Source organism: Sneathiella sp. (genome assembly GCF_041689005.1).
Taxonomy (GTDB): domain Bacteria; phylum Pseudomonadota; class Alphaproteobacteria; order Sneathiellales; family Sneathiellaceae; genus Sneathiella.
Genome location: NZ_JBDNHC010000127.1, coordinates 35732 through 54414 on the forward strand (window position 1 = coordinate 35732; position 18683 = coordinate 54414).

At 55.8% G+C, this 18683-nt stretch carries 18 protein-coding genes, 1 pseudogene and 1 CRISPR repeat array; of the genes and pseudogenes, 12 read left to right on the forward strand and 7 right to left on the reverse strand.

Features of this window, described 5'->3' with window-relative positions:
- The first annotated feature begins 16 nt into the window (after positions 1 to 16).
- Positions 17 to 246: a CRISPR direct-repeat array (repeat unit 21 nt; unit sequence AATGTTTCACGTGAAACATTT).
- 76 nt (positions 247 to 322) lie between these two features.
- The 5 genes from mnmG to ACESNI_RS14650 are packed head-to-tail and all read left to right on the forward strand — an operon-like array spanning position 323 to position 5671.
- Positions 323 to 2188, forward strand: coding sequence for a tRNA uridine-5-carboxymethylaminomethyl(34) synthesis enzyme MnmG (mnmG, locus tag ACESNI_RS14630; protein WP_373088217.1), 1866 nt, complete (start codon positions 323 to 325; stop codon positions 2186 to 2188).
- Positions 2181 to 2810, forward strand: a complete 630-nt coding sequence (gene rsmG / locus ACESNI_RS14635) for a 16S rRNA (guanine(527)-N(7))-methyltransferase RsmG (RefSeq protein WP_373088220.1) — start codon at positions 2181 to 2183, stop codon at positions 2808 to 2810. The genes mnmG and rsmG overlap by 8 nt, the downstream gene beginning before the upstream one ends.
- A gap of 19 nt (positions 2811 to 2829) precedes the next feature.
- Positions 2830 to 3645, forward strand: coding sequence for a ParA family protein (locus ACESNI_RS14640; RefSeq protein WP_373088223.1), 816 nt, complete (start codon positions 2830 to 2832; stop codon positions 3643 to 3645).
- Between the two features lie 20 nt (positions 3646 to 3665).
- A complete protein-coding gene (locus tag ACESNI_RS14645) occupies positions 3666 to 4691 on the forward strand; it encodes a ParB/RepB/Spo0J family partition protein (protein WP_373088226.1) in 1026 nt (341 codons plus the stop codon).
- Between the two features lie 35 nt (positions 4692 to 4726).
- Positions 4727 to 5671 carry a hypothetical protein gene (locus ACESNI_RS14650; protein ID WP_373088229.1) on the forward strand — a complete coding sequence of 315 codons (945 nt, stop codon included), beginning with the start codon at positions 4727 to 4729 and terminating at the stop codon, positions 5669 to 5671.
- A gap of 33 nt (positions 5672 to 5704) precedes the next feature.
- Here ACESNI_RS14650 and ACESNI_RS14655 read toward each other — a convergent pair whose 3' ends face one another.
- Positions 5705 to 6601 carry a LysR family transcriptional regulator gene (locus ACESNI_RS14655; protein ID WP_373088231.1) on the reverse strand — a complete coding sequence of 299 codons (897 nt, stop codon included), beginning with the start codon at positions 6599 to 6601 and terminating at the stop codon, positions 5705 to 5707.
- Positions 6602 to 6751: 150 nt separating this feature from the next.
- On the opposite strand from ACESNI_RS14655, the gene ACESNI_RS14660 reads away from it, so the two are divergent.
- Both ACESNI_RS14660 and ACESNI_RS14665 read left to right on the forward strand, forming a co-directional pair.
- Entirely contained in the window at positions 6752 to 7009 is a 258-nt protein-coding gene (locus ACESNI_RS14660) for a hypothetical protein (protein WP_373088233.1), read from the forward strand.
- A 1-nt stretch (position 7010) separates the two neighbouring features.
- Complete coding sequence (locus ACESNI_RS14665; RefSeq protein ID WP_373088260.1) at positions 7011 to 7559, forward strand: N-acetyltransferase family protein; 549 nt, start codon at positions 7011 to 7013, stop codon at positions 7557 to 7559.
- A gap of 164 nt (positions 7560 to 7723) precedes the next feature.
- Here the strand turns inward: ACESNI_RS14665 and holA are convergent, their stop codons facing one another.
- From holA to ACESNI_RS14685, 4 genes are all read right to left on the reverse strand, one after another.
- Positions 7724 to 8743 carry a DNA polymerase III subunit delta gene (gene holA, locus ACESNI_RS14670; protein WP_373088236.1) on the reverse strand — a complete coding sequence of 340 codons (1020 nt, stop codon included), beginning with the start codon at positions 8741 to 8743 and terminating at the stop codon, positions 7724 to 7726.
- Between the two features lie 4 nt (positions 8744 to 8747).
- Complete coding sequence (gene lptE / locus ACESNI_RS14675; RefSeq protein WP_373088238.1) at positions 8748 to 9248, reverse strand: LPS assembly lipoprotein LptE; 501 nt, start codon at positions 9246 to 9248, stop codon at positions 8748 to 8750.
- Positions 9235 to 11799 (reverse strand): leucine--tRNA ligase, encoded by a 2565-nt coding sequence (gene leuS / locus ACESNI_RS14680; protein WP_373088240.1) that lies wholly within the window; start codon positions 11797 to 11799, stop codon positions 9235 to 9237. The genes lptE and leuS overlap by 14 nt, the downstream gene beginning before the upstream one ends.
- A gap of 110 nt (positions 11800 to 11909) precedes the next feature.
- Positions 11910 to 12452, reverse strand: a complete 543-nt coding sequence (locus ACESNI_RS14685; protein WP_373088243.1) for a DUF3576 domain-containing protein — start codon at positions 12450 to 12452, stop codon at positions 11910 to 11912.
- A 343-nt stretch (positions 12453 to 12795) separates the two neighbouring features.
- On the opposite strand from ACESNI_RS14685, the gene ACESNI_RS14690 reads away from it, so the two are divergent.
- The 5 genes from ACESNI_RS14690 to ACESNI_RS14710 all read left to right on the forward strand — a co-directional run bounded on the left by ACESNI_RS14690 (position 12796) and on the right by ACESNI_RS14710 (position 17422).
- Positions 12796 to 13869, forward strand: a complete 1074-nt coding sequence (locus ACESNI_RS14690; RefSeq protein ID WP_373088245.1) for a porin — start codon at positions 12796 to 12798, stop codon at positions 13867 to 13869.
- A 107-nt stretch (positions 13870 to 13976) separates the two neighbouring features.
- Positions 13977 to 14819, forward strand: a complete 843-nt coding sequence (locus ACESNI_RS14695) for a sulfotransferase domain-containing protein (protein WP_373088247.1) — start codon at positions 13977 to 13979, stop codon at positions 14817 to 14819.
- 28 nt (positions 14820 to 14847) lie between these two features.
- The gene (locus ACESNI_RS14700) at positions 14848 to 15690 is read left to right on the forward strand and encodes a sulfotransferase domain-containing protein (RefSeq protein WP_373088250.1); all 843 of its coding nucleotides are present in this window, start codon (positions 14848 to 14850) and stop codon (positions 15688 to 15690) included.
- A gap of 15 nt (positions 15691 to 15705) precedes the next feature.
- Positions 15706 to 16545, forward strand: coding sequence for a sulfotransferase domain-containing protein (locus tag ACESNI_RS14705; protein ID WP_373088253.1), 840 nt, complete (start codon positions 15706 to 15708; stop codon positions 16543 to 16545).
- 184 nt (positions 16546 to 16729) lie between these two features.
- Positions 16730 to 17422 (forward strand): YggS family pyridoxal phosphate-dependent enzyme, encoded by a 693-nt coding sequence (locus ACESNI_RS14710; RefSeq protein WP_373088255.1) that lies wholly within the window; start codon positions 16730 to 16732, stop codon positions 17420 to 17422.
- A 3-nt stretch (positions 17423 to 17425) separates the two neighbouring features.
- On the opposite strand, the gene ACESNI_RS14715 is transcribed toward ACESNI_RS14710, so the two are convergent.
- Together ACESNI_RS14715 and ACESNI_RS14720 are read right to left on the reverse strand one after the other, a co-directional pair.
- Positions 17426 to 17929 carry a L,D-transpeptidase gene (locus ACESNI_RS14715; RefSeq protein ID WP_373088257.1) on the reverse strand — a complete coding sequence of 168 codons (504 nt, stop codon included), beginning with the start codon at positions 17927 to 17929 and terminating at the stop codon, positions 17426 to 17428.
- A 71-nt stretch (positions 17930 to 18000) separates the two neighbouring features.
- A pseudogene (locus tag ACESNI_RS14720) lies at positions 18001 to 18683 on the reverse strand (hypothetical protein); the annotation flags it as partial.

Consider the following 18683-nt stretch of genomic DNA (forward strand, 5'->3'; position numbering starts at 1 on the left):
TTGGTGGGGGGATCAGAAATGTTTCACGTGAAACATTTTGGTGAATCGGCGCGAATTTAATCCCGGCTTATGTGATTCCGGCTGGACAATGTTTCACGTGAAACATTTCTGGTTTTTAGGCACTCAGGAATGACCGAAATCACGCGGGCAGGGCCAAAATGTTTCACGTGAAACATTTTCGGGATGGAAAAATCGGCGGTTTTCGGTGCTTTTACGTTTTTTCAAATTGTTTCACGTGAAACAATTTGCGATTCCCATCTCGGGATGCTTGTCAAAAATACTGGCGGACTATATGAAGAAGCGGACATGAACGGGTGAGAAAATGACGACACCATATGATGTGATTGTAATCGGCGGAGGCCATGCGGGTTGCGAGGCGGCGGCGGCGTCTGCACGACTCGGCGCGGCGACATTGCTGATCACCCATAAACTCGAGACCATCGGTGAAATGTCCTGTAATCCAGCCATTGGCGGATTGGGGAAGGGACATTTGGTCCGTGAGATCGATGCGCTTGACGGCGTGATGGGCCGGGTTGCCGATGCGGCCGGCATCCAGTTCCGGCTTCTCAATCGGCGTAAGGGCCCGGCGGTGCGCGGGCCCCGTGCCCAATCCGATCGCAAGCTCTATCGACAGGCGATGCAGGCCACGCTTTCCAATCAGCCCAATCTTGAGATCCGCGCCGCCGCCGTAGAGGACCTGATTGTGACGGATGAGGCGGTCCAGGGCGTAATCACGGCAGATGGCACGGAGATTCGAAGCGCTAAGGTCATTTTCACGACAGGAACCTTTCTGCGCGGCCTTATTCATATGGGCGAAACAAAAATTCCCGCCGGGCGGATCGGCGATGACCCATCGATCGGATTATCCGGCACGTTGTCGCGGGCGGGATTTGAGCTTGGTCGGCTCAAAACCGGGACACCGGCGCGGCTTGACGGGAAAACCATCAATTGGTCGATGCTGGAAGAACAACTCGGCGACGACGTCCCGGTGCCGTTCTCTTTTCTTACCGACAAGATCACCACGCCGCAGATTTCCTGTCATATCACGGCGACAACGGCGGAAACCCACCAGATTATCCGCGACAATCTTCACCGCGCGCCGATGTATTCGGGGCAGATCGAGGGGACGGGGCCGCGCTATTGTCCGTCGATCGAAGATAAAGTGGTTCGCTTTGCCGATAAATCGAGCCACCAGATCTTTTTGGAACCGGAAGGGCTCGATGATGACACGATATATCCTAACGGCATTTCCACTTCACTGCCGGAAGACGTACAGCGGGCGTTTCTCCGCTCCATCCCCGGCCTTGAAAAAGTGGAGTATTACCGACCCGGTTATGCCATCGAGTATGATTTCGTCGATCCACGGGAGTTAAAGCCGACGCTTGAAACCCGGCGCCTCAAGAACCTGTTCCTTGCCGGCCAGATTAACGGCACGACGGGATATGAAGAGGCGGCGGCGCAAGGGCTGATGGCGGGATTGAATGCGGCGCGCCATGCGGGCGGGGCCGGGGACATTGTTCTCGATCGCGCTGAGGCTTATATAGGGGTGATGATTGACGACCTGGTGACGCGTGGCACGAAGGAGCCGTATCGCATGTTCACGTCCCGCGCTGAATACCGGCTTATCCTGCGGGCGGACAACGCGGATCAGCGGCTGACCGGGCTTGGCCTCGACATTGGTTGCGTGGGGAGCGAGCGTGCGGCGCGGTATCAGGACAAGATCGGCGCGCTAACGGCGGCCCGTGCGCTGTTTGAAACTCTCAACATGACCCCAAACGAAGCGGGGCGCCATGGCCTCCATGTTAATCAGGACGGGGTGCGGCGCACGGCGACCGACTTGCTCGCCTATCCGGACATTGATCTCGACGATATCACCCGGATCTGGCCGGAAACAGCCGCCTACACGCCGGAAATATTGGAGCAACTGGCAATTGATGCGCAATATCGCGGGTATCTGGATCGCCAGCAATCGGATATTCAGGATTTCCGGAAAGATGAAGCCCTGCTCCTGCCTGACACGCTTATATACGACGAGATTGGCGGTCTGTCGATGGAAGTCCGGCAGAAGCTGACGGCGGTTCGCCCAAGCACCCTCGGGCAGGCGGCGCGGATTTCCGGTGTGACACCGGCGGCGCTCACCGCGCTGTTGTCCTATGTAAAGCGCGGCGAGCATCGCAAACGTGCCTGACCGCCTCCCGAACCTCACCGCCGACGGGTTTCAGGCGGCCGCAAATGTTTCACGTGAAACAATTGAGCGGCTGGAGCAGTACGCGGCGCTGCTGATAAAATGGCAGAAGGCAATCAATCTCGTCGGTAAATCGACGCTCCCCGATCTTTGGCGCCGCCACATGCTTGATAGCTATCAACTGCTTCGCCATACAGAGAAAACCGCCGGACGCTGGCTTGATCTCGGGAGCGGGGCGGGCTTTCCGGCGTTGGTGGTGGCGATTTGCAGTGATTTCGCCGTGGAGGCGGTTGAGAGCGACCAGCGGAAGTGCCTTTTCATGCAAAATGTTTCACGTGAAACATTTTCGGCACTCACGGTTCACAGGGGTCGGATCGAGGAAATCGCGCCCGTTGCAGCGGATATTATCTCGGCCCGGGCGCTTGCGCCGCTCGATAAACTGCTCGACCTGGCGGCCCCCTTCGCTCACCCTGAGACAGAATTCTTGCTTTTAAAGGGTCAAGATGTAGATGAGGAATTGACCAATGCCGCTAAATGTTGGAATATGAAGACCGAGAAGCTCCCGAGTTTAACAAATAAAGACGGCTGCATCCTGAAAGTTTCACAGCTCAGCCGCCGATCATAGCCCAGAAAGGCTGGACGTCATGAACAGTAGTGTATCAAGTCTTCATAATAGAGTCTCGGCGCGAATTCTGGCGATTGCCAACCAGAAGGGCGGGGTTGGCAAGACGACGACGACCATCAACCTGGCAACCGCGCTCGCAGCGGTCGGCCAGCGGGTCCTGATTATCGATATCGATCCGCAGGGCAACGCCAGCACCGGCCTTGGAGTGGGGCGCGACGATCGAGCGCGCAATGTCTATGGCGTGCTGATGGGGGAAACACCCATAAAAACAGCTATTTACCCGACAAAAATCCCAAAGCTCGACCTTGTCCCCTCGACCGCGGATTTGTCGGGTGCGGAGCTGGAACTGATCGAGCTCGACCGCCGCAGCCACCGGCTTTATGACGCGGTGTCAGAGATTCGCGCTGATTATGACTATATTCTCATCGATTGCCCGCCTTCGCTTAATCTTTTGACCCTGAACGCCATGGTCGCCGTCCATGCGGTGATCGTGCCGCTGCAATGCGAGTTTTTTGCGCTTGAGGGGCTCAGCATGCTGATCAAGACCATTGAACGGGTTCGCCTGACGCTCAATCCCGGCCTCGAAATTCAGGGTGTGGTGCTGACCATGTTTGACAAACGCAACAATTTATCCCTTCAGGTGGCGCAGGATGTCCGTGATTTTCTCGGCGATAAGGTCTATCGTACGGTGATCCCGCGCAACGTCCGGATTTCGGAGGCACCCAGCCATGGCAAGCCGGTTCTGATCTATGATCACCGCTGCGCCGGAAGCCAGGCCTATATCCGCCTTGCCAGCGAAGTGATTCGCCGCGAACGCCACCTCAACGCGGCCTGACCCGCCGGAACGAGAAATTGATGATGACAGAAGATACTTCAAAGAAGAAACTGGGGCGCGGCCTTTCCGCGCTGCTCGGCGACGACATGGCCGGCGATTACTCGGACCTCGACAAGGTCCGGGCGGCTAAGGATGTGCCGGTTGAGCAAATGCGCGCCAACAAATATCAGCCCCGGCTGGACTGGGATCAGGAGGCGCTGGAAAGCCTTGCCGCCTCGATAGCTGAAAAGGGTGTTTTGCAACCTATTCTGGTACGCCGTAACCCAACCTCGGACAGTGAGTACGAGATTATCGCGGGGGAGCGGCGCTGGCGGGCGGCACAGATCGCCCAGCTGCACCAGATCCCGGTCATCATCAAGGACCTGACCGACGCCGAAACCATGGAAATCGCGCTGATCGAGAATATTCAGCGCGAGGACCTGTCGCCGATCGAGGAGGCGGAGGCTTATAAACGCCTTATGGGCGAGTTTGACCATACGCAGGAAACCCTGTCGCAGCATGTTGGCAAAAGCCGGACCCATGTCGCCAATCTGATGCGGCTGCTGACCTTGCCCGCCTCGGTGCAGCTTCTGGTGCGCGAGGGCAAGCTCTCCGTCGGGGCGGCAAGAACGCTGGTCAACATTGAGAATGCTGAAGAACTGGCGAAAAAGATCGTCGCCGAGGGCCTCAGCGTCCGCGCCGCCGAGCAGCTGACCCAGAAAAAGCCGCCGCGCAACCGGGAGGACGGCGAGGGGCCGCCCGGCAAGATGACGCGGAAATACAACAAGAGCCCGGATGTCCGCGCGCTCGAGGATGATCTGACGGCCGCTATCGGCGTCGAGGTCTCTATTGACCATTTTGAGACGGGCGAAGGCACGCTCGTCATCAGTTACCAGGACCTCGACCAGCTTGATGAGGTTTGCCGCCGCCTGACCCGCGAACCGCTCGATTATTTCCGTTCAAAAGCAGAAGAAGACCCCCTCGATGAGGACGATGACCTTGAGGACGAGGAGTATGATTACGATGATGAAATCAAGGATGCCTTTAACGACGCCCTTGATGATTAATTCGATCAGGGCAGGTGAAATTTTTTGCTAGTATAATGGTAATTTTCGTTGGAGAGGAACGTAGGCAGCTAATATGGCATTTCTTTAAAAAATTGCCGTCGTGCTTACTAGACCTTATTACATATAAGAATAAAACGCCATTTCATGAAATCACAGAATTTGAAGAGATCGAGCAAGAGATCATCATATTGCGGTCAGTTTTGGATATGATCAATGAAATGGTCAATTATTCAGTATTTGAGAAACCTTGTGAATTAATTGATACAAATCTAATGTTTAAAACGGACTACACACAGAGAATATTCAATATTCTTTTGGTGGATTTCCTTTCCAATCCGGGCAAAGAAATTTTTGGAAAACGTCCTGTCTCATATTTAGGCTATCTTCGTCGCATCTGTAAAAATCCAAAACTAAGCACTCAATGCAATAGTATAGAAATGCCGATAGAGCAGTTTAGAAAATGGCTGGAGAAAGAAGTTGAAATCAAAGACGTGTGGTTTTCTTCAATATCAATCAGTGTAAATATTCGCATTAAGCGTGTAGATTTTCTTAAAATCTGTGGAAATATTTCAAAGCATAATTTTACCCGGCTGGATCAAGATGTAAAAAAAGTAGAAAGCATCTTTAAAAATAGCAAATGTCCAATCAATAGGCAGCAGGGATACATGGTACTCCCGGAATTTTATGAATGGTTTCATGATAATATTTTTAATTATCATGCTAGTAAGATTGCGGAATTTCTAAATAATATCCGATGGGGTATATTTAAATATCTCCAAGTCGCGCAATCGCAGTCTGATGGGTCAGAACGAATTGGCAGAATTCCGACATTATCATCAGTCCCGGGTTTTTTTGATTACCCAGAAAGCTGTCGCAATCCTTTAGCGCAGCACATGTATGTGACTTTGATGGAGGAAGTTAAAGATGAACCATACTTCCCGAAATTCACGACAAACCCCATATTTGATAAGCGCTACTAAAACGTGCCTGTGAACGGGCAACTTCAAAATCGCCTAATGCGGGAGCGGACGGAGATGTTCCACTAGATAATCAATGAAGACTCGCACCTTGGGCGATAAATTCCGCTTGTCGGAATAGACGGCAAAGATATCGGTGGCCTTTTCCTCATACTCGGGTAGCAGGGCGACGAGGCGGCCGCTGGCGATATCCGGATCAACCAGATATGAGGACAACTGCGCGATGCCGAGGCCGGCAAGGGTTGCGTGGTAGACCGCATCGGCACTGTTGGCGTCGAAATTGCCCGCGGCCTCGAACTGCCAGGTCTGCTCGCCTTTTCGAAACTGCCATTCATTCCAATGCGCGACGGTCGAGATTCGAAGACAATTGTGGCCGATCAGGTCTTCCGGGGTTTCCGGCGCAGCATGGGCGGCAAGATAGGTGGGCGACGCGCACAACAGGCGCCGGCTGCTCGCCAGTTTGCAGGCAACAACAGAGGTTTCGGTGATCTGGTCGGCAAAACGGATGGCAAGGTCGTAATCGGTCGCCGCGAGATCAATATGCCGGTCGGTCAGTTCCAGTGCGACCTTTAACTCGGGATAACTGGCAATAAAGGCAGTCATCAGCGGCAATAGTTGCGCCTTGCCGAAGGCAACGGTGGTCGCGACCCGCAAATTTCCCGTCGGTCGGCCGCTTAATGACTCGGCCAGGGCCTCGGCCTGAATGACACCAGCAGAAATCCCGGCGCAATGCTCATAGAAGGACCGCCCCTCCAATGTCGGAGAAATCTGGCGGGTGGACCGGTTGAGCAGGCGCAGCCCAAGCCGGTTTTCCAGCTGGCTGATTTGCTTGCTGACCGCAGAGGGCGTTAACCCGAGCGACCGTGCCGTTGCCGAAAAACTGCCATGATCCACCACATTCGCGAAGAGAATCATCTGGCTGGCGATATCCATGGACCTTTGACTCCATCTGTTCCGGCAGGGCACAGCTGTTTTGACCAATCTCCTGATTATCAAATGCTGCGCTGCGACATATGTTTGTTGCAATGCAGCATAAATATGGCTGCTTCATACTCATTTCGCAAGTGTAAAAAGGAAACTTCGATGAATGACATGTTCCGTGACACTGACGTTAAGGTTGCCAGCCCCCTGGAAATGCAGCGAATCCTGAACGAGGCGCGCCGTTATCGCAGCGAGGAAATCGGCCGTATAATGGGCCTCGGCTTAGTCGCAACTCGCAAGGGCTCAGCCCGCTTGCTCCGCGGATTTGCCCATGTAACGCTCGTCATTTCAAAGGCCGCCGCGCGGCGCTCAACCTCCCTGGCGCCCCGGCTCCTGCAGGATAGAGGGCGTTGTGACTGACATGCTGACGGTGCCGGGGGCGGGTATGCAAGCACATATCCTGCTGCCGGACTATCGCGAGCTGCCGGAGGAAGATCGGTTGCAACTTTGCGCCCATCTCCTCAGGCTGGCCCCCGCGAGCCGCTATCTGCGTTTTGGTATTCCGACGAACGATGAGACGATTGTTCGCTATTCACAAAGCGACCATGGATCCGATCCGGTGATATGCTGCGCCCATATCGCCGGAGAGGTGCGGGCCGTGGCGGAGGTCTATATGACATCCGAAGGCTGGCCCTTCAGCGCTGAGCTTGCGCTCAGTGTGGAGGACGACTGGCAGGATGCCGGGCTCGGCACCGAGCTGATGGCCCGGGCATTGCGCACGGCCCGCAGCCGCCATGTCTCGCGGCTGGACATGAATTACCTGCCTGAAAATCACCGTATGCGCCGGATTGCCGCCAAGTTCGGCGCCCATAGTACACCCCGCGAGAGCGGCGCGGGCATGATCACAGTGTATTTTGAACCCCTCGGACCGGGTTATTCGCCGTCATTCGGGTCAGAATTACGGCAGTAACCCTTTCGGTCTTCCCGTCCGCTGTCTCAACCTGTCACCTCTTGCAAAAGGGGAGATTGCTGGCGGACGGGGAGTTCCAAGGTCGAAAAAGCCCACCAATATCAAACGACCGATTTAGTTCGGGGATATAAGTGTTTCCGCCTGGTTTCCCAGCGGCCTGATCGTTAGCGTCTGCGGCTGGCCATGGCGATGCGCATCAGGGCGCGGCGGCAAATGGCTTCGGCCGGATAGCCGGTGGTTTTGCAATCAATCTCCGCAGTCAGGGTGATATCAAGACAGGTCGCCATATGGCCGCGCGATTTACCGTTGATCTGGATGGCGGCTTTCTTATGGTTGAAGAAGGGAATGCCCGCCTTCCGGATCGCCTCCTCGCCACTGAGCCCCCCATCGCGGAGCGCCGCCGCCTTGTGCAACTGCTTGATCTGCCCCTGGATCATCCGGAGGAAGGCAATCGGGCTTTCACCGGCGGAAAAGGCGCGGTTCAAATGCCGCTCAAGCTTCGATAAATCACCGAGCAGGGTGGCATCGAGAATATCAAACACGCTTTGGGTGGACGAATCGCCGATGACCGCCTGCACATCGGGGAGCGTCAGCGCCTCGGTCCGCTTGCCCCAGTAAAGTGCAAGCTTGTCCAGTTCCTGCCGGGAAATCGTCCGGTCACTGCCGAGATTCTGGCGAAGATAGTCGTTGATCTCGCGGCTCGGCGTAATTCCGGCGGCCCCGAGCGTCTCCCGGATAAGGCTGTCCATATCCGCGGCACTGTCATGGGCACAATGCGTCACGGCGCCCTGCTTTGCGCCCTTGATAAGCTTGACGAGGGCGCTGTCTTTGCGGATATCGCCGGCCTCGATCACCAGGACGCTGCTGGCAAGGTCGCGCGCAACCAGCGGCTCGATATAGCCTTTGCTGTTATTATTCGCGCTGCGCAGGCGCACCACCCGCTCGCCGCCCATCATCGAGAGGGACGTAACCTCATCCATGAGGCGCGCCGGGTCGCCGCTGAGATCGCCTGCGTCAATCTCGCTGTAGGAAAAGGGATCGTCGAGAGTCTCGACGACGGTGAGACAGAGGGCGCGGGCGCGCTCCCGCACCAGTCCCTCATCCGGGCCAAATAGCAGGAATATCCGGATCTTTTTGTCGGGGGACTTCAGGAAAGCCGGGAATCTGCCGCCTGCAATCTCCATTGGATCACTTCGCGGAGAAGAAAACGGATAATTGCTGGTTTATCTGCTCGGCGGCAACAATGGCCGCGCGCTTTTCCGCGTTATTTTCGGCGGCGAGGTTGGCAAATTCAGACTGAACGACGTTATAAGCGGAGACGGTCTGGGTTGAGCCGGCGTAGACAACCGCTTTTTCGGTGGGATCGGTCAGGCGGAACCTGGTGTTCATGGTCAGGTTAAAACGGGTCTTAGTGTCATTTTCCTGAATGGCAAGACCGATCTTCTGGACCTCGAAGGTAATCAGCAACCGGTATTTCGGGGCCTCGGGAAAGCCTTTCGGGGTGATGACGTCGAGCAGTTGGTTGCGCAGGATCTGCCCGGTGCGGCCCTTGATCGGCGGAATATATATATCGGCCAGCTCCTGCTTGACCTCGGCATTCTGCGTCGCGCTGCCATAAAGCGGCTGAAACCCACAGGCCGTGGGCAGGCCGAGCAGGAGAACTACAGCGGTGATCCTAAATAACGACATTGACGATCCGGTTGGGCACAACGATGATTTTACGAATGGCGTTTTCGCCGATCGCATTCTGGACTGATTTCTGGGCGAGCGCAATTTCTTCAATTTTTTTGGCGTTTTCATCCGGTGCCACCTCTATGGTGGCGCGCAACTTGCCCTTGACCTGAACCGCGATGGTCACCCTGTCTTCCACGGTCAGTTCGGCAATCGCCTGGGGCCAGCGTGTCTCCACCAATATGGTGTCATGACCGAGCATCTGCCAGAGTTCCTCAGCCAGATGCGGCATCATCGGCGCGATCAGGTTGACGATGATTTCCATGGATTCCCGGCGGGCCCAGCGCGCGCCCTCGCTCACATCGGCGGTATTGAACTCGTTCAGCGCCTTCATGAACTCATAAATGCGGGCGATGGCGTTATTGAAATGCAGGTCCTCTATATTCTGGGTGACCTGCTGGATGGTTTTATGGGCGACTTTGCGAAGTTTTTTCGCGGACTCGGTAAATTCCGAAGGCGCTGCGGCGGCAACCGGGCTGGCGAGGTCGAGGTTTTCAAGAATAAAACGATGCAGCCGTTGTACGAACCGCCAGGCCCCGGTGGCGCCCGCGTCGGTCCATTCCATGTCGCGGTCGGGCGGGCTGTCGGAGAGGACGTACCAGCGCGCCGCATCGGCGCCGAACTTATCGATGATGGCGCCGGGATCGACGACATTCTTTTTCGATTTCGACATTTTCTCAATGCCACCGACGGTGACCGGGTTGCCGTTTTTAAGCTCGATCAGGTCACCGGCGTCATTCTGCACCACTTCTTCGGGCAGCAGCCAGTCACCGCCCGTGCTGCGATAGGTCTCGTGGGTCACCATGCCTTGCGTGAACAGGCCGTCGAATGGCTCGTCGATGGCGGACCAGCCGGTTTCCTTCATGGCGCGGCTGAAAAACCGCGAATAGAGGAGATGCAGGATAGCATGTTCGATGCCGCCGATATACTGATCGACGGGCAGCCAGTAATCGACTTTGTCCCGCTCCACCGGGACATCGGCGCGGGGTGAGCAAAAACGGGCGAAATACCACGACGAATCAACAAAAGTATCCATGGTATCGGTTTCCCGAACCGCTCCACCGCCGCAAGTCGGACAGGCAACATGTTTCCAGGTCGGGTGATGGTCGAGTGGATTGCCGGGTTTGTCAAACGTGACATCCTCGGGCAGGATAAGAGGCAGGTTTTCGGGCTTTTCAGGGACAGTGCCGCATTTGTCGCAATGGATTACCGGGATCGGGCAGCCCCAATAGCGCTGCCGCGACAGGCCCCAGTCGCGGAGGCGGTAATTGATTTTGGCCGTGCCGCGGCCCATGGCCTCAAGCCGGCGGATGATCTCGTCTTTGGCGGCCTCAACCGCAAGACCGTCAAGAAAGTCCGAGTTGATGATGCGGCCGGGACCGGTATAGGCGGTCTCGCCAATCTCGGGGGTTGCCGCCCCGTCCGGCGCGACCACGGGGATCACATCAAGGCCATATTTGCGGGCGAAATCAAGGTCGCGCTGGTCATGGGCGGGACAGCCGAACAGGGCGCCGGTGCCGTAGTCCATCAGCACGAAATTAGCAACATAGACGGGCAGCGTCTTGCCGTCGATAAACGGATGCCGGACGGTAAGCCCGGTATCGACGCCGCGCTTTTCGGCTTTCTCGATTGCTTCCTCGCTGGTGCCCATCTTGTGGCACTCGGCGACAAAGGCGGCAACCTCCGGTTTGTCCTTGGCGAGGGCCTGGGTCAGCGGATGATCGGCGGAGATAGCCATGAAGCTGGCGCCGAACAGGGTGTCAGGGCGGGTCGTGTAAATTTCGAGCGGGGTCTCCTCACCGACAACATCGAAGGTGACGCGGGCGCCAGTGCTGCGGCCAATCCAGTTCTGCTGCATCAGGCGGACGCGATCGGGCCAGCGGTCCAGTTTCTCAAGACTGTCGAGCAGTTCCTCGCTGTAATCGGAGATGCGGAACATCCATTGATTTAATTTCCGTTTCTCGACCACGGCGCCAGAGCGCCAGCCCTTGCCGTCGATCACCTGCTCGTTGGCGAGCACAGTCATGTCCACCGGGTCCCAGTTGACCCAGCTTTCCTTGCGATAGACCAGTTCTTTTTCCAGAAAATCGAGGAACAGCTTCTGTTGCTGGCCGTAATAGCCGGGATGGCAGGTGGCGATCTCCTTGCTCCAGTCGAGGGAGAGGCCCATAGCTTGTAGTTCGCCGCGCATATGGTCAATATTGGCAAAGGTCCAGTCCGCCGGATGCACACCCTTGTCGCGGGCGGCGTTCTCGGCGGGCAGGCCAAAGGCGTCCCAGCCCATGGGATGCAGCACGTTATACCCTTGCGCCTTCTTGTAGCGGGCGACGACATCGCCCATGGTGTAATTGCGGACATGGCCGATATGAATGCGTCCCGACGGATAGGGAAACATCTCCAGCACGTAATATTTCGGGCGGGTGGGGTCGGCCTCAACCTCGAAGCTGCGGTTTTCGGCCCAGACGGCCTGCCATTTGGCCTCGACTTCTTTTGCGTTATAGCGGGACATGGAAGGTATCGTTCGATCCTGTATGTGATGGTCTTAAAAACGGACGCTGCGCCGGGAGTGCCCGTTCCCGTGTTCGGGAAGCGGTGCATCCAGCGCGGCGGAGTATAGGGTTATTGGCCTTCGCGCGCCACCCTGAGATCGCGGGCCTTGGCGAGAATGGCATTTTCGAGATCGCCCGTCACTTTCGGGGACAGCGGCACGGCAATCCACTGGTTCGCCGCATCAAGGTTCTGCTTGAAGGCGGTGACGCGGATACCATCGGCGCGGAGGCGGCGATCGAGGATATAGACGGTGACCTTGAAGCGTTCATTGGGCGAATCCGCGGACGAGTACCAGTCGGTGATGATGACACCGCCGAACGGATCGGCCGATGACAGCGGCATGAAGGAGATCGTATCCAGCGAGGCCCGCCACAGATAGGCATTGACCCCGAGACCGCCACCAGAGCCACCCCCCTCCTGCAAGGACTTGTCTTCGCCGCCGAGAATACCGCCACTGCCAAAAATGGTATCGTTTTTCGGTTTACCGGCCGGATAGACGACCCCGCGGCTTGAGGTGGGAAAAGTGGAATCCGTCCCTAAATCTGAATCACAACCGGCCAGCAGGAGCGCGAAACACCCCCCGGCCAACGCGTAAATATATCGGCGTCTCATTTAATAAAAACCCTCTGAATGTCTTGTTCTTGTCACTTAGCCTCGGAAATAGGGCGAAATCAAGAAATCGCACTTTACGCCAGCTTTGTTTTCGCCACAACCGCGGAAAAGCTCCTTTTGTAACTAAATGCAAGGGAATTGCCGAAGCCACGGGACGGGCGCCCATGGTCAAATTGTGGCTTTTTGAGCACAGTTGCGTATTTTTGCGGAAATCCGAACCGTGTAGCGCTTGACCGGGGGGGCATTAACCCTCTTTACTCCGTCTTGACTAACAGGGCCGTTAGGTCTTGCGTCTGTATATTAATCTATTTCTTTAGCTTTTTATAAGCAGAGGGGAGACAAAATGAAAAAAGCAATCTTGGGTACAACGGCGCTTGTCGCGGTTGGCGTACTAGCCATAGGGACGGCTTCTGCGTCTGACAAAATCAAACTTGGTGTTGGCGGTTACATGCAGAGCACCTACTACTATGCGAACTATGATCAGGACACAAACTCGGCTGGTACTAATGAGCGTATTAGTGACCGGGTAACGTACGAAGGCGAAGTTCACTTCACCGGCGAAACCACTCTTGATAACGGTATCAAATTCGGTGCCAATATCCAGCTCGAAGCCTATGCGACATCAGACCAGATCGACGAAACCTACGTCTATGCAGATGGTGCTTTCGGTCGCGTTCTGTTCGGTTCTGAAGATGGCGCAGCTTACCTGATGCATTATGCGGCTCCGTCACCGGTTCCGATGTATGGTGCAGACTCACCGAACATCTATCCGATCGGCGTCACGGCAACAACTTTTGCCACAATGTATGCCGATAAGGACAAGATCTCCTATTTCACACCTCGTTTCGCAGGCTTCCAGCTCGGTGTATCTTATATTCCGGACGGGTCTTCAGAAACCGGTCAGCATTCAGCTTACGCCCCGACACAATTTGAAAGCGGCATTGACCGTGGTTACTCAGTCGGTCTTAACTATGTGAATAAGCTGGGCGCAGTTGATCTTGCTGTTTCTGCTGGTTATAACCGCGCAGACGTAAGAATTACGGCACCCGCACCGGCAGTTGATGGCGAAGATATGAGCGAATATAACTTCGGCGCACAGGTTGGTATCGCTGGCTTCACCATTGGTGGTGGCTATTCCAAAACGAGTGACATTGGCGGTGTAGCTGGTGTTGACAGTAAAGCTTGGTCAGCTGGCGCAACTTATGGCATGGGCCCTTGGAAAGTCGGCGTACAGTACTCCGATCGTGATGATGATGCTGGCGGAGACCTGAAGAACTGGGTCATCGGCGGTCAGTACGCACTTGGACCCGGTATCACAGCATTCGGTGGTGTTGAACTTTATGACAACAGCCTTGCTGCCGGTGGTATCCAGGGTGATTCCCAGATCTACTTCGTAGGTACAGCTCTCTCCTTCTAATCTGAGGGAATTGCGAATAGAAGAGGGCAGGTTTTCCTGCCCTCTTTTTTATTGCCCGAAATTTCTATGTTGGTTAGTTTGGGGAAAATAATTGAGCGGTAGAAAATATGGGCGGCATTATCTGGTTGGCATCCTACCCGAAATCGGGGAATACTTGGACGCGGACCTTTATTCATAATTTGTTTCTCAACCCAGACAAGCCGGTCGATATCAATGCAATCTCGCAGTTCACGCTGGGTGACGGCGAAAAAGATTGGTACGAGAAAGAGGGCGGAAAGCCATTTGAGGAGATGGCGGCACGGGAAGTGGCCGCCTTAACGCCGAAAGTACACAAAGCCTTTACGGAAGCCTATCCGGATTCAGTCTTTGTTAAAACCCATACGGCCATCGGCACAGTATTTGGCACTCCGTTGATTACGATGGATTACACGGCGGGCGCCGTCTACATCATCCGCAATCCGCTGGATACGGTGATATCTCTCGCCGATCATTACGGCCTCGATCTGGACGGCGGCATTAAGATGCTGAATAATCTGAAGGGGCACTCTCCTGCCCAAAAGGGGAAGCCCGGCGGAAATATTGAAGTGATTTTCGGCTCCTGGTCGGGCCATGTCCAATCCTGGATGCCGTTCAGCCGACAACATCTCTATATCATGCGATATGAGGATATGCTGGAGGCGCCTGAAAAGACATTTGGCGGTCTGGCGAAATTTCTCGGATTAAACCCGTCAAAAGAGCGTCTCGCCAAAGCGATCAAGTTTTCCTCCTTTGACGTTTTACGTAAGCAGGAGGAAGAAAAAGGGTTTAATGAGCAGTCGTACAATAACGAAAAATTCTTCCGGGTGGGAAAAGCCGGGCAATGGAAAGATGTTTTGTCAAAGAGGCAGGTCGACAAAATAGTCAAATGTCATTATCAGACAATGAAACAGTTCGGGTATCTCCCGGAATAACATTTCACGTGATGATGGAATTGTAACCATGGGCGGAATTATATGGCTGGCATCCTACCCCAAGTCCGGCAACACCTGGCTTCGAACCTTCCTGCATAACCTGCTCCTGAACACGGACCAGCCGGCTAATCTCAATGAGCTTACCAAACTCACCATCGGGGACGGCAACAAGTTCTGGTATGAAAAATTTTCTGGTAAACCGTTTGACAGTTTGTCGGAAGAAGAAGTCGCGGCCCTTATTCCACGGATTCACAAGGCCTATAGCCAAACCCGATCTGATTCAGTCTTCGTCAAGACCCATAGCGGGCTTGGCAGCTACTTCGACGTGCCGTTGATAACGCCGGAATATACGGCCGGGGCGATCTATATCGTTCGTAACCCCCTCGATGTGGTGATTTCACTTTCCGATCATTACGGGATGTCCATCGATATGGGCATTGAAATGCTGGCCAATCCGCAGGGCCATAGTGCGGCCACGGATCGGAAGGTCGTCGATCATCTCGGCTCCTGGTCCGCGCATGTTGACTCATGGATGGTGATGAAAAAGCCCTTTCTTCATGTTATGCGCTATGAGGATATGCTGTATAAACCGGAGAAAACCTTCGGCGCGGTCGCTAAATTCCTCGGGATAAAACCCCCGAAGGAGCGATTGAGGAAAGCGATAAAATTCTCCTCCTTTGCTGCCTCGCGCAAGCAGGAGGAAGAAAAAGGGTTTATTGAGCAATCCGACAAGGCGGAACGGTTCTTCCGGGTCGGCAAGGCGGGTCAATGGAAAACCGCGCTGACACCGTCGCAGGTGGAGCAGATCGTCGAGGTTCATTACGACGTGATGGAAAAGTTTAAATATATTCCGCCCAACCTTAAAAAATGAACGCGGGAGACTAGGATGGGAGATATCGTTTGGCTGGCCTCTTACCCGAAGTCCGGCAATACCTGGGCCCGCACCTTTCTGCATAACCTGTTTGTGAACCGCGACCAGCCTGCCGATCTCGCGGAGCTGAAAAAATTTCCGTTAGGGGATGGCAGCAAGATCTGGTTCGAGCGCGCGTCGGGCAAGAAAATCGCCGAGCTGTCGGAGGCGGACATCACGGCGCTGATCCCGAAGGTGCATCGGCTCTATACGCGCACCCGGCCCGATACGGTGTTTGTTAAAACCCATAGCGCGGTGCGCCTTATCGACGGGGTCCCGCTAATCACCCCCAATGTGACCGCCGGGGCGCTCTATTTCATCCGTAACCCGCTCGATATATCGTTGTCCTTTGCCGATCATTTCGGCCTCTCGATCGACGAAACTATTGAGCGGATGAATGATCCGGATACGGCGACTGCGGAATCAGAGGATAAAGTTCGTGAATATATCGGCTCCTGGTCCAACCATGCCAAGTCCTGGTTGAGTGACAGCAACAAATCACGCGTTCATGTGATGCGCTACGAGGATATGCTGTACAAACCGGAAAAAACATTCGGCGCGATGGCGAAATACCTCGGCGTCAGGCCGACGCGGGAGCGGCTGAAAAAAGCGATCCGCTTTTCCTCCTTCAAGGTGTCGCGGAAACTGGAGGAGGAAAAAGGCTTTTCCGAGAAATCGGGGGACTCACAGCGGTTTTTCCGGGTCGGAAAGGCGGGCCAATGGAAAACCCAGCTGTCCCCGGCCCAGGTGGAGCGGATAATTGAGGCGAATTACGACATGATGAAACAGTTTAAATATCTGCCGCCAAAGCGTTAAACAGACAATTTTGCAATAAAATGTCCGTTATTTGCGTAAAATGGCATTATTTTGGCGGCTATTTTGAAAAACAGCACGCACTATCCCCGCGCCCGGTTGCCACGGCCCGTTGTTGATATATTTGAGCTTGGCCGCCGTCAATGCTAGGCTGGCGCACCGCCTTTATTAACGACAGATGATCCGCATGACCGAGACCTCAAAGACCCCCGCCGCCGACATTGCTGCCAATTTCGCCGATATCCGCGCCCGCATCGCCGCCGCCGCCGAGAAATGGGAGAGATCCGCGACCGATGTCGAGCTAATCGCGGTTAGCAAGCGCCAATCGGAGGATCATTTGAAAGCGGCGCTGGGCGCCGGTCAGACCGTCTTTGGCGAGAACCGGGTGCAAGAGGCGCAGGGCAAATGGCCCGCCTTAAAGGCCGCACATAGGGACATCGTCCTCCATCTCATCGGCCCGCTGCAAAGCAACAAGGCAAAAGACGCCGTGGCGCTCTTCGATGTGATTGAGACGGTCGACCGACTGAAGATCGCCAAGGCGCTGGCGACGGAAATGCTGGCGGCAAACCGGCAATTGCCCGTCTATATCCAGATCAATACCGGCAAGGAAGACCAGAAAGCCGGGATATTTCCCGAAGACGCCGACAAATTCATCCAGGATTGCCGCGATCTCGGCCTCAATGTCATTGGCCTGATGTGCATCCCGCCGGTAGAGGAGCAACCGGCCCCGCATTTCGCGCTTCTGAACAAAATCGCCGCGCGTAATAACCTCGAACGCCTCAGCATGGGCATGAGCGCCGATTTTGAAACCGCCGTGCAGTTCGGGGCAACCTCGGTCCGGGTCGGGACCGCCCTGTTCGGGACCCGCGATAAAACTTGAAATTCATCCGGGCAGGCGGATATCGATCTGGCTGTCTGCGTCAAGGGCGCTGAGCAAGGTGACCAGGTCCGCCCGTTTCAGCGCGACGCAGCCTTCCGTTGGCGCGTAATCTTCCCGCGCCACATGCAGGAAGATACAGCTGCCGCCACTTGCGACCACTGGTGCGTCGTTATGGCCGAGCACCACCAGCAGGTCATAGAGATCGTCGTCCCGCCACAGCGTTTCGTGGCTCGCCGTGAACGGCAGGCGGACATATCGGTTATATTTATCATCGGAATCTGCATCACACCAGCCATCCAGCGGGTCAATCTGCTGTGTCGGCAGGGGGCAGGCGGGCGCGTCGCCCTTATCGGCGCGATAAAATAGCGCGCGTAACGGAAACCGGCCGGCCGGGGTGGCATGGTCGCCCTCGCGCTTGTCACCGGTAATCCCGCTTTTGCCGAGCGCACACTCAAAGGCGAGCGCCCCAAAGCGGACCAACCCTTGGCTCCCGGTTGTTGCTTCCACCACGATATCCATAGGGTCAGTTTATCTTATTGCCGGGCGCTTGTCATCCGTGACTGCGCATAATGCGCGGCTTAGCGGGCGGGGAAAAGGTCAGGTGCGCGCCGGGCGGGCATGGGGGCCTGAACGGTGGCGGCCTTGCGATAGGCGGCGGTGGCCGCGGCGGCGGGAGTTTCCGTCAGGGTTGGCGGGGCCAGCCGGAAGCTCTTGAACACGGCCTCCATCTGGCTTTCGGTGAGGTCCGGCGTCTGCAGGGCCTCCAGTTGCTTGATATTCTTGAGCAGGTTCGGCTTTGGCCCCTTCCATTCCAGTCCGATCGGCGCCATTGCCACGGGTTCCGTCGTGGAAATAGCCGGACTTATGCTGGGGTTTGGGGTCGCCTTCATTGCGGGTTCCGGCGCGGGTCCTGCTGCGGGGCGCGGTGTTGTCATCTCCGGCGCGGCGGCGACCGTCGGCACAACAGCAGGGCTTGCGACGGGCGGGGGCACCAGCGCGACTGCGGTTTCCGCTATCATGGCGGCGGGTGCGGCATAATCCTCTTGCGATCCTGCGGTGAGGGCGGCAATCATCGTTTGCGAGGCTGGTTGCGGTTCTGGCGTCACGGCGTCATCATTGCTGAACATTGCGATAACATTTGCGCCGATATCCAGGCCCGTGGTTTCTTCGACGGCGGAATTGATGACTGACATGGCGAGGCCAATGCCGCCGCCGAAAATCGGGTCGCCAATCATGCGGGCGCCGGGATTGATCGTATCGC

What these genes read in the sequence shown, in the direction of transcription:
- mnmG (WP_373088217.1), top strand. Translation starts at nt 323, where the DNA reads ATGACGACACCATATGATGTGATTGTAATCGGCGGAGGCCATGCGGGT.
- ACESNI_RS14640 (WP_373088223.1), top strand. Translation starts at nt 2,830, where the DNA reads ATGAACAGTAGTGTATCAAGTCTTCATAATAGAGTCTCGGCGCGAATT.
- ACESNI_RS14645 (WP_373088226.1), top strand. Translation starts at nt 3,666, where the DNA reads ATGATGACAGAAGATACTTCAAAGAAGAAACTGGGGCGCGGCCTTTCC.
- ACESNI_RS14650 (WP_373088229.1), top strand. Translation starts at nt 4,727, where the DNA reads ATGGTAATTTTCGTTGGAGAGGAACGTAGGCAGCTAATATGGCATTTC.
- ACESNI_RS14655 (WP_373088231.1), bottom strand. Translation starts at nt 6,601, where the DNA reads ATGGATATCGCCAGCCAGATGATTCTCTTCGCGAATGTGGTGGATCAT.
- ACESNI_RS14660 (WP_373088233.1), top strand. Translation starts at nt 6,752, where the DNA reads ATGAATGACATGTTCCGTGACACTGACGTTAAGGTTGCCAGCCCCCTG.
- ACESNI_RS14665 (WP_373088260.1), top strand. Translation starts at nt 7,011, where the DNA reads ATGCTGACGGTGCCGGGGGCGGGTATGCAAGCACATATCCTGCTGCCG.
- holA (WP_373088236.1), bottom strand. Translation starts at nt 8,743, where the DNA reads ATGGAGATTGCAGGCGGCAGATTCCCGGCTTTCCTGAAGTCCCCCGAC.
- lptE (WP_373088238.1), bottom strand. Translation starts at nt 9,248, where the DNA reads ATGTCGTTATTTAGGATCACCGCTGTAGTTCTCCTGCTCGGCCTGCCC.
- leuS (WP_373088240.1), bottom strand. Translation starts at nt 11,799, where the DNA reads ATGTCCCGCTATAACGCAAAAGAAGTCGAGGCCAAATGGCAGGCCGTC.
- ACESNI_RS14685 (WP_373088243.1), bottom strand. Translation starts at nt 12,452, where the DNA reads ATGAGACGCCGATATATTTACGCGTTGGCCGGGGGGTGTTTCGCGCTC.
- ACESNI_RS14690 (WP_373088245.1), top strand. Translation starts at nt 12,796, where the DNA reads ATGAAAAAAGCAATCTTGGGTACAACGGCGCTTGTCGCGGTTGGCGTA.
- ACESNI_RS14695 (WP_373088247.1), top strand. Translation starts at nt 13,977, where the DNA reads ATGGGCGGCATTATCTGGTTGGCATCCTACCCGAAATCGGGGAATACT.
- ACESNI_RS14700 (WP_373088250.1), top strand. Translation starts at nt 14,848, where the DNA reads ATGGGCGGAATTATATGGCTGGCATCCTACCCCAAGTCCGGCAACACC.
- ACESNI_RS14705 (WP_373088253.1), top strand. Translation starts at nt 15,706, where the DNA reads ATGGGAGATATCGTTTGGCTGGCCTCTTACCCGAAGTCCGGCAATACC.
- ACESNI_RS14710 (WP_373088255.1), top strand. Translation starts at nt 16,730, where the DNA reads ATGACCGAGACCTCAAAGACCCCCGCCGCCGACATTGCTGCCAATTTC.